Here is a 14,317-nt window from a genome sequence, read left to right as displayed (position 1 = left end):
GCATCTCGCCGGGGGAGCTTCCATGTTCCGTTACGTCCTGACCGCAGCCTTGGCGCTCTCGGCTACGCCTGCGCTCGCCAATGATTCGGTCGCCGAACTCGGCACCGGTGGGCTGATCCTTTCGCGCAGCGATGCGGTGGCGATGGAAAGCGAGGATCTCTACATCTCGCCGGAAAAGGTGACGGTCGACTACGTCTTCCGCAACAACACCGACAAGGATGTCGATGCGATCGTCGCCTTTCCGATGCCCGACATCGAAGGCGATCCCGAAGAAATACCGGCGATTCCGGAGGCGCAGAGCGACAATTTCCTCGGCTTCGAAGTGACGATCGACGCGGTGCCGGCAAAGCCGCAGCTCGAGCAGAAGGTGTTCGCGCTCGGCATCGACATCGGCGCTGACCTGAAGGCGCAGGCCGTGCCATTCTATCCGTTCGGCGATGGGGCCAAGGCAGCGCTGGCAAAGCTGCCGCAAGCGGTCGCCGACGACTGGGTCAACCGCGGCATCATCATCGAGGACACTGCCGACGACGGTTCGGGCATGAAGACCGTCTATACGCCGTTCTGGCAATTGCGCTCGACCTATTGGTGGCGCTCGACGTTTCCGGCCAACAAGGCGGTCCATGTCTCGCATCGCTACAAGCCGAGCGTCGGCGGCACCTCTTCGGTCAGCTTCTTCTATGACGGCCAGTTCCAGGGTCAGTATGCCGCCTACAAGACACGCTACTGCATGGACGATGCCTTCGAGAATGCCGTGCGCAAGGCAGCCAAGGACGATCCCGACGGCTACCCTAAATATTTCGAGAACCGCATCGCCTATATCCTGACCACCGGCGGCAACTGGGCGTCGGGAAACATCGGCACGTTCAAGCTGACCGTCGACAAGGGCGATCCGAAGAACCTGGTCTCGTTTTGCGGCGAAAACGTCAGGAAGATCGGACCGACGACGTTCGAGATGAAGGCGCAGAACTTCTACCCCGAGCACGACATCGACATATTGCTGCTGGAGCCATCCGATGGCGGAAACGGCGGCTGATGGACCTCGCGATTTATGTCGCCATCGCCGAGAACGGCGTGATCGGGCGCGAGGGTGGGTTGCCCTGGCGGCTGTCCACCGATCTCAAGCGGTTCAAAGCCGATACGATGGGCAAGCCCATCATCATGGGCCGCAAGACCTATGAAGGCATCGGCCGCCCATTGCCGGGCAGGCTCAACATCGTGGTGACACGAGACAGGGCATGGCGCGCCGAGGGCGTCGAAGTCGCGCACTCGATCAAGGACGCAATCGCGCTGGCGACGGTGCGCGGGCGCTGCATGGCCGGCGCCGACGAGATCTGCGTCATCGGCGGCGGCGAGATCTACGCTCAGGCGCTGCCGTTGGCCGATCGGCTGCACGTGACCCATGTTCTGGCCGCGGTCGACGGCGATGCCCATTTCCCGCCGATCGATCCGGCGCTGTGGCGGATCGTCCGCTCGCAGGAGGTGGAGGCTGGCGAAAAGGACAGCCATGCGACACGCTATTCGGTTTACGAGCGGCGCCGCGACGTGCATTGAAGGCGACAAAGGGGTCGCGACAGGTCTAGATGGACCCAAAAGGCGGACAGTGGCGGCAGCCGATCGCGTTGAAAGCGTGCCGCTGCATCCCTATAGAATAATAATATTGGATTTTGCGCCGGTGAGCCGGCGCTTGAGGGAATTCCAAGCGAAAGGACATTTATGCCCTGGAACGACAAGAGCGGCGGCGGCGGCCCGTGGGGCGGCGGCAACAATCAGGGGCCTTGGGGTCAGGGACCAAAAGGACCCAGCGGCCCGCAGGGCTCGCCTCCCGATCTCGAGGATATCATCCGGCGCGGGCAGGACAGGTTGCGGCGCGCGCTGCCGGGCGGCGGTGGCGCGAGCCCTGCCGTGTTCGGGCTGATTGCCGCGGCGCTGGTGGTGCTATGGGCGTTCAAGGCGGTCTACACCGTGCAGCCCGACGAAGTTGCGGTGGAACTCAGGTTCGGCAAGCCGAAGGCGGAGCTGTCGCAGCCTGGCCTGCATTTCCATTGGTGGCCCATCGAAACGGTCGAGACCGCCAACATCGCCGAGCAGCTTGTCAGTATCGGCGGCGGCAGTTCCAGCGGCAATGGCCTGATGCTTTCCGGCGACCAGAACATCGTCAATGTGCAGTTCTCTGTGGCCTATCAGGTCTCCGACCCTAAGGCCTATCTGTTCGACGTGTCCGACCCGGACGGCATGCTGCAGCAGGTCGCCGAAAGCGCGATGCGCGAAGCGGTCGGCCGGCGCCCGGCGCAAGACATTTTCCGCGACGACCGGCAAGGCATCGCGGCGTCGGTGCGTGAGATCATCCAGACGACGCTGGACGGTTACAAGGCCGGCCTCAACGTCAACGCCATTTCGATCGAGGACGCCGCGCCACCGCGCGAGGTGGCAGACGCGTTCGACGAGGTGCAGCGCGCCGAGCAGGACGAGGACAAGTTCGTCGAGCAGGCCAATCAGTATTCCAATCAGAAGCTCGGCCAGGCACGCGGTGCGGCCGCACAGATCCGCGAAGACGCGGCCGCCTACAAAAACCGGGTCGTGCAGGAGGCCGAAGGCGAGGCGCAGCGCTTCATCTCGGTTTATGACGAATATGCCAAGGCGCCGGAGGTGACGCGCAAGCGACTCTACCTGGAAACGATGGAGAGGGTGCTGAAGGATTCGAGCAAGGTCATCGTCGAGCAAGGCAACGGGCAAGGGGTCGTTCCCTACCTGCCGCTGCCGGCATTGCAGCAGAAGGCGCCGACACCGGCCACCGGAGGAAACCAGTGATGGCCAACCGTCTTCCCGTCATTGCGGTCATCGCCGCGGTCATCCTGTTCCTGCTCTACTCGTCGGTCTTCGTCGTCAATGCGCGCCAGCAGGCGCTGGTGCTCAGGTTCGGCGAAATCGTCGACGTCAAGAACCAGCCGGGCATCTATTTCAAGGCGCCATTCTCCTTCTTCGATGCCGACACCGTGCAGCTGATCGAAAACAGGGTCCTGCGCTTCGACCTCGACAACATCCGTGTCCAGGTTTCGGGCGGCAAATTCTATGAGGTCGATGCCTTTATCGCCTATCGTATCTCGGATCCGCGCGTGTTCCGCGCCGCGGTGTCCGGCCAGATCGAACTGGCCGAGGCCCGGCTGAGGACGCGTCTCGACGCCGCCTTGCGCCGCGTCTATGGCCTGCGAGACTTCGAGGCGGCGCTCTCGGAAGAGCGCGCGGTGATGATGCGCGAGGTGCGCGATCAGCTGAGGCCCGATGCCACCTCGCTTGGCCTGCAGATCGAGGATGTCCGCATCCGCCGCACCGATCTCACGGCCGAAGTCTCGCAGCAGACCTTCGATCGCATGAAGGCCGAACGTCTCGCCGAAGCCGAGCGGCTGAGGGCGCGAGGCAATGAGGCAGCGCAGCGGATCAGGGCTCGCGCCGACCGCGAAGTGGTCGAAATCGTCGCCGAAGCGCAAAAAGAGTCTGAAATCCTGCGCGGTGAAGGTGAAGCCCAGCGCAGTGCCACGTTTGCCGGGGCCTATCAGCGCGATCCGGCCTTCTTCGATTTCTATCGGTCGATGAATGCCTATGGCACGGCGCTGAACAGCGCCGGAACGACGATGGTGCTGTCGCCGAATTCCGAGTTCTTCCGCTTCTTCCGCGACCCGGACAGCAAGGAAACGCCTGTGGCACCGGCGGCACCAGCGCCAGCACCTGCCGCTCCCGCCCCACCGGCAGCGCAGCCAAGCACCGGCCAGTAGGGCCGGTGCAGGGATAGCCGGCGTAACAGAGGATTTATTCTCTGGCGGTAGCCATAGCCGCAAACGTGCCTTATTTCTTGCCAACATGACGCGGACCGGCATTTTTGCCGAAGCGGTTTTTTTTCAGAACACCCGGAGGCCTTTCGATGACATCCACCACCCTTCTGCGTGCAGCGAGGCGGACGTTCATCGCCGGGGCCGCTGCGCTTCTGGTCGGCGCCGTTGCCGTTCCGTCGTTCGTGGCGCCGACGATGGCAGCCGACGGGCCGCCCTCGGTTGCCGATCTCGCCGCCGGCCTGCTTGGCGCCGTGGTCAACATCTCGACGTCGCAGACTGTTAAAGGCACTGAGGGGCCGGGCGCAGTGCCGATGCCGCAGCTGCCGGAAGGCTCGCCCTTCCAGGACTTCTTCGACGATTTCTTCAAGAACCGTGGCGGCGACAAGGGCGGCGGCGGGCAAAAGGTGCAGTCGCTGGGCTCCGGCTTCGTGGTCGACGCCGAGCAGGGCATCGTGGTGACCAACAACCACGTCATTGCCGATGCCGACGACATCGAGGTGAATTTCTCCGATGGGGTGACGCTCAAGGCGACGCTGGTCGGCACCGACACCAAGACCGACGTCGCGGTGCTGAAGGTCGATCCGAAAGGGCACAAGCTGACGGCGGTGAAGTTCGGCGATTCCAACACGATGCGTGTCGGCGACTGGGTGATGGCGATCGGCAATCCGTTCGGTCTCGGCGGCACGGTGACGGTCGGCATCGTCTCGGCACGCAATCGCGACATCAATTCCGGCCCGTATGACGACTTCATCCAGACCGATGCCGCGATCAACCGCGGCAATTCCGGCGGACCGCTGTTCAACAGCAGCGGCGAGGTCATCGGCATCAACACGGCAATCATCTCGCCATCGGGCGGCTCGATCGGCATCGGCTTCTCGATCCCGTCGCAGCTTGCCTCGGGCGTCGTCGACCAGCTTCGCCAGTTCGGCGAGACGCGGCGCGGCTGGCTCGGCGTGCGCATCCAGCCGGTGACCGACGACATTGCCGAAAGCCTGGGCATGGCGACCGCCAAGGGCGCGCTGGTCGCCGGCGTCATCAAGGGCGGGCCGGTCGACAACGGCACAATCCAGGCCGGCGACGTCATCATCAAATTCGACGGCAAGGACATCCATGAAATGCGCGACCTGCCGCGCGTCGTGGCGGAGAGCCCGGTCGGCAAGGCGGTCGACGTGATCATCGTGCGCAAAGGGGTCGAGCAGACCGTCAAGGTGACGCTCGGCCGGCTCGAGGACGGCGAAAAGCTTGCCAGCGGCGGTGAAAACGGCAACACCGACCAGGACGATGCCGACAAGGCGCCTGCGGTTTCGACGGCTGCCGTGCTCGGCATGACGATCGGCGAGCTCAATGAGGAGACGCGCACGAAATTCGGCATCGCCACCGATGTCTCCGGCGTCGTCGTGACGGACGTCGCCAAGGATTCGGCGGCAGCCGAACGCGGTATCCAGCCGGGCGAGGTGATCACCGAGATCGCGCAGGAATCGGTCGCAACGCCCAAGGACGTCATGGACCGGATCGGCGCGCTGAAGGAGCAGGGGCGCAAGAACGCGCTTTTGATGCTGGCGTCGAAGACCGGCGAGCTGCGGTTTGTGACAATCCGGATGGATTGAGTCCGGAAGAGCCTGCAACACTCTGATCTTGAAACGAAAAAGGGCGGCTAGCGGGCCGCCCTTTTTCTTGCCTGCCAGTCTGTGCGCGGCAGCCTGTAGAAAACATGTCGCCTGAGTGCGGTGTGGCTGTCCGGAACACCGGGATGGTCGAAGTCGGAGGCCGGGTCGGCGATCATGCCCAGGCGCTCCATGACGGCAGTGGACCGGCTGTTATCCTTGACTGCGAAGGACACGATTTCGTCGAGGCCAAGTCTTTCAAAGCCATGGGTGAGCCAGGCTTCGGCTGCTTCGGTGACATAGCCGCGGCCCCAGAATTCGGGTGCCAGCCGCCGCCAGCCGATCTCGATCGTGCCGCGCGGCAGGAATGGCAAATGATCGGTTCGGGTTATGCCGACGAAGCCGATGCATTCACCTGTGGCTGCGATCTCAGCGGCCGCGAAGCCGAAGCCGTCGCGATCGATAGCCGCGCGCAACTCCTCCATCTTGGCGTCCGACTGGGCACGGTCACGCCGAAACGGAAAGAATTCCATGACGCGCTCGTCGGAATTGATGCGATGGAAGAGCTCGCGGTCACGATCTCCCCAGTTGCGCAGGATCAGGCGCTCGGTGCGGATCGGCGTCATTCGACAAATTCCTCCCGGCGATAACCCTGCAGATAAAGCAAGGCGGTGAGGTCGCCGTGGTCGATGCGGATCTTTGCCTCGGCTGCCACGGCCGGCTTGGCATGCAAGGCGACGCCGATGCCGGCAAGACGGATCATGTCGAGATCGTTGGCGCCGTCGCCGACGGCAATGGCATCGGCAGGCGTCAGGCCGAGGCGGGCGGAAATCTCGATAAGGGCTTCGGCCTTGGCGGCGCGGCCGAGGATCGGTTCGGCGACCAAGCCGGTGAAGCGGCGATCCTGCTCGATCAGGCGGTTGGCGCGATTTTCGTGAAAGCCGAGCAATGCTGCGATGCGGGTGGTGAAGATGTCGAAACCACCGGAGATCAGCGCCGTCCAGGCGCCATTGGCCGCCATTGTCTGGACGAGCGTGCGGCCGCCGGAGGCTAGCGTCAGGCGATTGTCGATGATGCGGTCGATGATTGCGGCATCGAGATCCTTGAGCAGCGCCACACGCTCGCGCAAGGCCGGCTCGAATGCGATCTCGCCGTTCATCGATCGCGCCGTGATGGCGGCGACGCGATCCTTGACGCCGATCTCGTCGGCAAGCTCGTCGATGCATTCCTGGTCGATCATCGTCGAATCCATGTCGGCGATCAGGATCTTCTTGCGCCTGTTCTCAGCCGGCTGGACGGCCACGTCGATCGGTTCGGAAGCAAGCGCGGCCTGCAGGCGCGCCGTTATTTCGGAAGCGTCGGCGGTCTCCGGCAAGTCGAGCTCGCAGGCGATGCCTTCGGCCAGCCAGCGAACAGCGCTTGCGCCGACCGACCGCGAGGCCATATTCGCTAGCGTCGGCGTCAATGCGCGGCCGGCGGGATGGGATAAAAGCGTGGCGATCAGCGGCATCGAAAATTCCAGCGGACAGGCGGGCGAAGGCCGCGTGAAGAACGCGATCCTGATAGCCGGGCCGACCGCCAGCGGCAAGTCGGCGCTCGCACTCGACCTCGCCGAGCGCAATGGCGGTGTCATCGTCAACACCGATTCCATGCAAGGCTATTCGGTGCTCGACGTGCTGACGGCGCGGCCTGGTCCTGCCGAACTCGCCCGCGTCCCCCACTTTCTTTATGGACACGTCGATCCGTCCACCGCCTATTCCACCGGCGCCTGGTTGCGTGATGTCACGAAGCTAATCGACGACGGCACGCTTTCGGAGCGGCCAGTGATTTTCGTCGGCGGTACCGGGCTTTATTTCCGGGCGCTCACGGAAGGTATCTCGGAGATGCCCGACATTCCGAAGTCGATCCGCGATCGCTGGCGCTACGAGCTCCAGGAACAGGGCGCAGTGAGATTGCACCGCATCCTGTTGCGCGAGGATTCTGCGGCCGGCATGATGCTGAAGCCGACGGATGGCCAGCGCATCGTGCGGGCGCTGGAGGTGCTCGACGCGTCGGGGCGTTCCATCCTGGACTGGCAGGCCGCGCGTGGCCGGCCGTTGATCGACAGGAGCAGCGCGCGCTTTTTCGTCATCGAGCCGGAGCGAGCGGCGCTGGTGGAGCGGATCGATGCTCGCTTCGACCGCATGCTGGACAAGGGGGCACTGGACGAGGTGAAACAGCTTTCAGCGCTCGGCCTCGATCCCGACCTGCCGGCGATGAAAGCAATCGGTGTTCGCGAGCTTCAGGCCGCGCTGGCCGGCGCCTTCAGTTTTCCCGAGGCCATCGAGCGCGCGAAAATCGCGACGCGGCAATATGCCAAACGGCAGGCGACCTGGTTCAGGCACCAATTGGGCCCGGAATGGCAGAGATTGCGTCCTGGTGAGGGGATCGACTCGATACTCTCACTCCCTCCTTCGAGCGCAACCTGAAAAGTCGACACCGAGGGGACATTTCGCGTTGAAGTTGTCCAGGTTAACTGTCCGTAAGTTCCCGCATGCCATAAGATCGTTACGAACTTTCCAACGGGGAGCAGATGCGTTTCCACAAGGCGGAATCAGCCTTTTTCGTCTTTATTTTTGTGATCCTGGCCGCCGGCCTGGTGACGCTTTACGCCTATGGGCTCCTGCAAACCCTGGCCGCCGACATTAGCAATACGCCTTCGGAACTCGATGAAATCGTCTATCTCAACAAGCTGCTGTTTGCGACGGGCGTGCTGCTGGCGACTGCGCTGTTCTTCGGCATTTTCTTCATCTACCCGCTGATCCGAAAGCAGGCGACGGAAGAAGGCAAGCTGCGCGCCATGACCGTTTCGCTCAGCGCGCGTTCGGAGACGCTAGAGCATGCGGCGCTCACCGACAGCCTCACCGGCATGCAGAACCGGCGTTATTTCGACGATGCGCTGAAGGAATATCTCGAAGAGTTCCGTCGCATCGAGAAACCAGTAGGGCTGATGATCCTCGACCTCGACCATTTCAAGCAGGTCAACGACAGCCACGGCCACGATGTCGGCGACGAGGTGTTGCGGGCGGTCGCCAACTGTCTCAAGGACATGACACGCTATCACGACGTGGTGGCGCGCCTGGGCGGCGAGGAGTTCGCGGTGGTCACGCCCAATATGGACGCCGAGCTGCTATCCAAATTCGCGGAGCGCATCCGCAAGGCGATCGCCAACATGTCGGTGCTGACGGGCAATGTCCGACTGAAAATCACCACCAGCGTCGGGCTTGCCGTCTGGGATCGCAAGGAAACCGCCGAGGAGTTCTATCGCCGCGCCGATCGCCAGCTCTATGAGGCGAAGAGGCAAGGGCGCAACCGCGTCTGTGCCTGAAATTCCGTCATTGAATTCGTGATGCCGGCCGTCTGGTATCGTTTTCTGTGTTTCCGGTGCACGCAGACCGACGTCACCCAGTCAAGCTGAGATGCTGCCTTTGCGGGGCTTGGCGGAAATAGAGGTGTTGCCGTGACTAAATCCGATCTCTCCGGTCTTTACCGAGGCTATATTGCATGCCTGAACAAGCAGGATTGGCCAAATCTGGGGCGGTTTGTTCATGATGAAGTGACCCACAACGGTCGCAAGCTCGGATTGTCCGGCTATCTCGAAATGTTGGTGAGAGACTTCGACGAAATTCCGGACCTTTACTTCGACATTCAGCTATTGGTTGCCGATCCGCCTTATGTAGCGAGCCGGCTAAGCTTCGACTGCGCGCCAAGGGGAACGTTCCTTGGGCTCGATGTAAGCGGGAAGAGAATTTCGTTTGCCGAGAACGTATTTTATGAGTTTCAGAGAGGGAAAATTCGCCAGGTGTGGTCAGTTATAGACAAGACAGCCATCGAAACTCAGCTTTGATATCTGCGAGCGCTGCCTAAAAGTCGCTCGGCTCAATCATTCTGGGGGACGCAGGCCGAAGGTCGCCGGCTTGAGGCCGTAGCGCAAGTCGAAATCGTCGTTTCGCTGGGTGCGTGCGGCCGACGGCTTGCGATAGTCCGAATCGCCGGCCTGCCGGCCCGAATCGACGACTTCCGCGAAAGGCATTGCCTGTCGTGATTTCGGCACGTTGCGCAGCCGTTCGACGATCGCCACGAGGTCGACCTCGTCGCCGGTTTCGGACGGCAAGGCGTCCTCGCGCTTGGCCGTGCCTGGGATCAAATCCTCGGAGAGCTTTTCAAACTTCATCCGCATCGTCGTCGCCACGCCTTCCCCGAAGGCGATGGCCTCGCGCTGGCCCATGGAAGACAGGAACGCCAGCGTCGAAGCCGAGGAATCGGCAATCGCCGACCGGATGATCGCCTGGTCCTGATCGTTGGCGAGCCGCATGGCAAAGAACGTCGAGCACTGCGACAGGATGGTCGGGTCGAGCTCGCCCGGGCGCTGGGTGACGACGCCGAGATAGCAGCCATATTTGCGGCCTTCCTTGGCGATGCGCGACAGCGCGTGCCGCGTCGGCGCGAAACCGAGGCGCGGATCGGCCGGCATATAGCGATGCGCTTCCTCGCACAGGAAGAGCAGCCGCAGGCGGCCCTCGCTCCACAACGCCAGGTCGAAGGCCAGCCGCGCCAGCACCGAGCATACGGAATTGACCACCTCGGACGGCATGCCGGCCATTTCGAAGCAGGTCACAGGGCGGCCGTGATGCGGCACGCGGAAGATGTTGCCGATCGTCTCGTGGATGGTGTCCTCGATCAGGCGCGAGTTGAACATGAAACGGTAGCGCGGATCGGATGCCGCCGATTCGATACGTGTCTTCAATGACCTGAGGGTCGGGCGATCGTTCTTGCTTTCCAGCAATCCCATGCGTTCGTCGACCAGCTTGATGAGGTCGGCAATGCGATAGGGCACCGGCGCGTCGGCGGTCAGCGCATCGGTGCTGCGCCGTAGATAGTTGCCGGAGTTCGGATTGCGGTAGAGGTTCTTGGCCGCGGGAATGAGATCGCGCAAGGCGTCGACCTCTTCCGGAACCGTCTCGCGGCCGCGAAACAGCACCTCGGCAAATTCCTCGAGCTTGAACATCCAGAAGGGCAGGTCGAGCGTCGTCGAATCGACCCTGACGCAATATTCGGGCAACGACGCGGCGAACTCGTTGTGTGGATCGAGGATGAGCACGCGCAGGTCGGGCCGGGCGGCGATCGATTTGCGCAAGAGCAGCGACACGGCGGTCGATTTGCCAACCCCGGTGGTGCCGACAATGGCGAAATGGCGCGCCAGCGTATCGTCGATGGCGATATTGGCGTCGATGGCCTCGTCCTGCGACAGCGTGCCGATGGTGATCGAATGACGACCGGCGAGATCGTAGACGGCCTGCAGGTCGCGGCTGCGGATACGATGGGCAATGGCGCCGATATGCGGGTAGGTTGTGATGCCACGGTCGAAGATCGGCTTCGCGCCGGGTTCGGCACCGTCGCGCACCTCGCCGATCAATTCGATGCTGACCTCGATCGGATTCTGGCCCTCGCTGCTCCAGGCACGATCCGACTTGCCGATTTCATAGACCAGGCCGACGGTTCGTGATGTACCGAGATTGATCGAGATCATCTTGCCGACGCTCCACAGGCCGGTGACCGTGCCTTCGATATCGTCGGCATAGGCGCTGATGGTGGCGCGCGCGCCGTCGCATTGCACGACATTGCCCAGAATGCGCTTGTCGTTCTGCTCCGCCCTGCGGCGCTCCAGCAAAGTTGGTTCCCCAATGGAGGCTTCGCGTTCAACGAGCATGGACACGCCGATCCCTTTTTCCAAGCGATGAGCCTAGGCGAACGGGGTTAAGGTGGGATGAGGCCGGATGGTTTAGCGGACATTAAGGAGTTTGCGAAAAATGGATGAAACGGCCGTTGCTCCGTAGAAAAATTTCGATATATTGGATTAATGGATGATATAGCGAACGACATCTCCTCGACCATCGGCAGACGAATACATGCCGAAAGAGTGGCTCGAGGCTGGTCCCTGGCAGAGCTGGCGGAGCGGTCCGATGTTTCGAAAGCCATGCTGAGCACGGTAGAACGCGGTATGACCAGCCCGACGGCGGCGCTCCTTGTGCGCATTGCGGCCGCCTTCGGCATGACGCTGTCCACATTGATCGCAAGGGCGGAATTGCAGGGCGGTGGCCTGCTTCGCGAACGTGACCAGCCGCTCTGGCGCGATCCGGCTACGGGTTATGTGCGGCGGCATCTTTCGCCGGTCTCCGACATACCCCTCGAACTGATCCGGATACAGTTGCCGGCCGGCGCCAAGGTAAGTTTCCCGGCGGCGTCCTATGCCTTCATCAGGCAACAGATATGGCTGATCTCCGGGCGGCTGGAATTCACCGAGGGGGACATCGTTCACCGGCTCGAACCCGGCGACTGCCTGGCGCTCGGCGCGCCATCCGATTGCGTCTTTCACGCTCCGGGGCCGGACGCCGCCGACTATCTGGTTGCGTTGGCCAGGAGCTGAGGTGAAGGCGCGCCGTCCGAAACGCTCCGACAATGGCGGTCCGCCGCTTGACGACTATAACGGTCCGCCCTGGGGCAAGGGTGAGCCCTATGTGTTTCTTGCCTGGCGGACCGCCCATGCCCAGGCATGGAAAGTGCCGAGCCGCGAGATCATGCTGATGCGGCTGGACAAGGCCGAGCGGCTGGGCCTGACCTATGAGGAATACACGCTCGAACTGCTGGAACGCGGGCGACATCTGCAAGAGGAAGACGCCGATCGCATCGCGGAAATCCGGCGGGCCAGGAAGCGGAAGCGGATCAGTCATTTCGATTGACGGACGGCGCAGGGGAACCACATGAGTTCGATCGAAATCAGGCCACTCACCAGGACTGACGGAACGCAAAAAATGCTGGCGGATCTGCTGATCGGGACAGTCGCCGCCGGCGGCTCGGTCAGCTTCATGCATCCGCTGGCGCCGGAGATGGCCGCGGCCTTCTGGAACAGGTCGCTTCATGCGGCCGCCAGAGGCGAAAGGGCGGTGCTTGGGGCCTGGAACGGCGAGGCTCTGGTCGGCACCGTCACCTTGCTGCTCGACTGCCCTCCCAACCAGCCGCACCGGGCCGAGATCGCCAAGCTGATGACCCGCCTCGATTATCGCGGCAAGGGCATCGCAACCCGCCTGATGGAGGCGGCGGAAGCCGTTGCCGTGGAGAAAGGCCGCACGCTGTTGGTCCTCGACACGGCAAAAGAGGAGGGGGCTTCCGGCCTCTATGAAAAGCTCGGCTTCACGCTGGCCGGCGAAATACCGGATTATGCGCTGAAGCCGCATGGCGGGCTGACAGGCACCCTCATCTACTGGAAACGCGTCGGCCGGACACGCTGATGGCGACAACGATGCACCTTTGCAACACCAGTCAGACCATCGCGGGCATGGAAAGAATAGCTCTTGCGTCAAATTGGCGGCGACCTTAGAGAAGCCGCCCATTCTGATCCGTCGTCCTGAAAGGAGACCTGTCAATGACCCGGCGATCCAGATCGACACATTCCGTGCCGACGCTGGAATTGCGTGCGGCCGACAGGGTTCCAATCAGGAAGAACGGCCATGGCAAAGTCCATGATCCAGCGCAGGCAGGATGCCGAGCGCGAACGCATTGAAGCATATGCCGTAACGCTGCGGCGGGTTTTTCCCGTCCCGCGTCCCGCTCCGGATTTCGAGCGGGCGCTCGACGAGGCACGTCGGGGCTTTGCCGGCATGGCAATCCGCGACGGCGCGCTGTGGCGTCCAAAGCTGAAGACGCGCGACCCCGCGCGGCTGCGGCTGGCCGCGGCGCGTCATCTCTATGCGCGCTACCCGGTTACAGCCGCGCTCGAGGGGATCTGGCTGGACAGCTCGGCGTTGAATGCCGGCGAGATCGCGCTTCGCAAGGCTTGGTATATCGCAGTGGCGCGTGGTGACTCGCTTTACAAGGCGGGCGCCTGTGCGTGGCTATCTCGCACGGAGGTGCATTGCTTCTTGAACTTGCCCGGCGATTTCACGTTCGACGAGGCCTTTTGGGTGGCGATCGTCCGGTCCTACACGGATGATTCCGGGTTGGCGGCCCGACTTGCCAAGTCGAAAATCGCGCGCACGCCACGTAACGATCTGGCCTTCTGGCGCGAGGTGACACGGTTCTTCTGCGGGCAACCCGCGTCGAAGGAGGAGATCGACGATCTATGCGACTATATCGGCGCCGTGCACCAGCGCGATGCGGCGTACAGCCTGAAGGGTCGCACGCTCGCCTCGCTGCGTCGGCAGATGCTGGAATGGCATCGAGACATTGCCGCGATCGAACGCATCGAGGCAATGCGCCGCCGCGCTGCCGGGCGGGTCACGCGTACTGCCGGGACGCAGTCGCAGGGTCGCGCCTGGGACGGCTCGTGCCTGGACGACTGGGACTGGCAGCCGTCGACCAAGGAGGCAAAGGCGCATGGCGAGCGTTTCTTCGTCCGTCAGTTGAAGACAGCCGAGGATCTGGTCGCCGAGAGCCGGGCGATGCATCATTGCGTCTCGATATACGCGGCCAAATGCATCGCCGGCAATGCCTCGATCTGGGTGCTGCGGCGCTCGGCGCTCGGCAAGATCGAGCGGTTGCTGACGATCGAACTCGACCCGCAAAACCGTGCGGTGCAGGTGCGCGGTTTCGGCAACCGTCTCGCCTCGCTCGAGGAGCGCAAGATCATCGAGCGCTGGGCCAAGGCGAGGGGTGTGGTGCTCTGCGCCTGAAACGGAAGACCCGCGCGGCGGAAAGGCGGCGCGGGTGCATAATGGGCGGATGTGCCGACGTCAGGCCAAGAGCACATTCGGCGTTGACAGCGGCGTCAAACCAATTCTATTGTCCGCCACCATGAAAAAGGCACTCATTCTCGTAGGAAAGCGCGTGGGCAAGGCGGTGTAACCGCCG

At 62.8% G+C, this 14,317-nt stretch carries 15 protein-coding genes; 12 read left to right on the top strand and 3 right to left on the bottom strand.

The annotated features are described in order from the left end of the window. Positions 1 to 22 precede the first annotated feature (22 nt). The 5 genes from NKI58_RS17240 (at position 23) to NKI58_RS17220 (ending at position 5,434) form a co-directional block, all read left to right on the top strand. Entirely contained in the window at positions 23 to 1,033 is a 1,011-nt protein-coding gene (locus tag NKI58_RS17240; RefSeq protein WP_352786724.1) for a DUF4424 domain-containing protein, read from the top strand. Continuing rightward, positions 1,033 to 1,551 (top strand): dihydrofolate reductase, encoded by a 519-nt coding sequence (locus tag NKI58_RS17235; protein ID WP_352786723.1) that lies wholly within the window; start codon positions 1,033 to 1,035, stop codon positions 1,549 to 1,551. Before NKI58_RS17240 ends, NKI58_RS17235 begins: the two co-directional genes overlap by 1 nt. 162 nt (positions 1,552 to 1,713) lie before the next feature. Continuing rightward, positions 1,714 to 2,808 (top strand): FtsH protease activity modulator HflK, encoded by a 1,095-nt coding sequence (gene hflK, locus NKI58_RS17230; RefSeq protein ID WP_352456516.1) that lies wholly within the window; start codon positions 1,714 to 1,716, stop codon positions 2,806 to 2,808. Next, positions 2,808 to 3,770, top strand: coding sequence for a protease modulator HflC (gene hflC, locus NKI58_RS17225; RefSeq protein ID WP_023676692.1), 963 nt, complete (start codon positions 2,808 to 2,810; stop codon positions 3,768 to 3,770). The genes hflK and hflC overlap by 1 nt, the downstream gene beginning before the upstream one ends. A 146-nt stretch (positions 3,771 to 3,916) precedes the next feature. Beyond that, a complete protein-coding gene (locus tag NKI58_RS17220) occupies positions 3,917 to 5,434 on the top strand; it encodes a DegQ family serine endoprotease (RefSeq protein WP_023676691.1) in 1,518 nt (505 codons plus the stop codon). 47 nt (positions 5,435 to 5,481) lie between these two features. Here the strand turns inward: NKI58_RS17220 and NKI58_RS17215 are convergent, their stop codons facing one another. Continuing rightward, complete coding sequence (locus NKI58_RS17215) at positions 5,482 to 6,057, bottom strand: GNAT family N-acetyltransferase (RefSeq protein WP_352786722.1); 576 nt, start codon at positions 6,055 to 6,057, stop codon at positions 5,482 to 5,484. Beyond that, complete coding sequence (gene serB / locus NKI58_RS17210; RefSeq protein ID WP_023676799.1) at positions 6,054 to 6,941, bottom strand: phosphoserine phosphatase SerB; 888 nt, start codon at positions 6,939 to 6,941, stop codon at positions 6,054 to 6,056. The genes NKI58_RS17215 and serB overlap by 4 nt, the downstream gene beginning before the upstream one ends. On the opposite strand from serB, the gene miaA reads away from it, so the two are divergent. The 3 genes from miaA (at position 6,931) to NKI58_RS17195 (ending at position 9,317) form a co-directional block, all read left to right on the top strand. Continuing rightward, on the top strand, positions 6,931 to 7,899 hold the full coding sequence (miaA, locus tag NKI58_RS17205; protein ID WP_352636690.1) for a tRNA (adenosine(37)-N6)-dimethylallyltransferase MiaA: 969 nt from the start codon (positions 6,931 to 6,933) through the stop codon (positions 7,897 to 7,899). The genes serB and miaA overlap by 11 nt on opposite strands. A gap of 104 nt (positions 7,900 to 8,003) precedes the next feature. Beyond that, positions 8,004 to 8,798, top strand: a complete 795-nt coding sequence (locus tag NKI58_RS17200) for a GGDEF domain-containing protein (protein WP_023676688.1) — start codon at positions 8,004 to 8,006, stop codon at positions 8,796 to 8,798. Positions 8,799 to 8,930: 132 nt separating this feature from the next. Beyond that, positions 8,931 to 9,317, top strand: coding sequence for an ester cyclase (locus NKI58_RS17195; RefSeq protein ID WP_023676687.1), 387 nt, complete (start codon positions 8,931 to 8,933; stop codon positions 9,315 to 9,317). 36 nt (positions 9,318 to 9,353) lie between these two features. Here the strand turns inward: NKI58_RS17195 and NKI58_RS17190 are convergent, their stop codons facing one another. Further along, a complete protein-coding gene (locus NKI58_RS17190) occupies positions 9,354 to 11,180 on the bottom strand; it encodes an ATP-binding protein (protein WP_352786721.1) in 1,827 nt (608 codons plus the stop codon). A gap of 150 nt (positions 11,181 to 11,330) precedes the next feature. Between NKI58_RS17190 and NKI58_RS17185 the strand changes: the two genes are divergently transcribed. From NKI58_RS17185 to NKI58_RS17170, 4 genes are all read left to right on the top strand, one after another. Then, on the top strand, positions 11,331 to 11,897 hold the full coding sequence (locus tag NKI58_RS17185) for a helix-turn-helix domain-containing protein (protein WP_352644866.1): 567 nt from the start codon (positions 11,331 to 11,333) through the stop codon (positions 11,895 to 11,897). Position 11,898: 1 nt separating this feature from the next. Further along, positions 11,899 to 12,210: a hypothetical protein gene (locus NKI58_RS17180; protein WP_352575156.1), complete on the top strand. Its 312-nt coding sequence runs from the start codon at positions 11,899 to 11,901 to the stop codon at positions 12,208 to 12,210. Between the two features lie 21 nt (positions 12,211 to 12,231). Then, complete coding sequence (locus tag NKI58_RS17175; RefSeq protein ID WP_352644864.1) at positions 12,232 to 12,759, top strand: GNAT family N-acetyltransferase; 528 nt, start codon at positions 12,232 to 12,234, stop codon at positions 12,757 to 12,759. Between the two features lie 219 nt (positions 12,760 to 12,978). Further along, a complete protein-coding gene (locus tag NKI58_RS17170; RefSeq protein ID WP_352786720.1) occupies positions 12,979 to 14,139 on the top strand; it encodes a PcfJ domain-containing protein in 1,161 nt (386 codons plus the stop codon). Positions 14,140 to 14,317: the final 178 nt, after the last annotated feature.

This window comes from Mesorhizobium sp. M0522, from assembly GCF_040321085.1.
Taxonomy (GTDB): Bacteria; Pseudomonadota; Alphaproteobacteria; order Rhizobiales; family Rhizobiaceae; genus Mesorhizobium.
The sequence above is the reverse complement of the archived record's forward strand: the minus strand, read 5'-3'. Positions and strand labels throughout refer to the sequence as shown.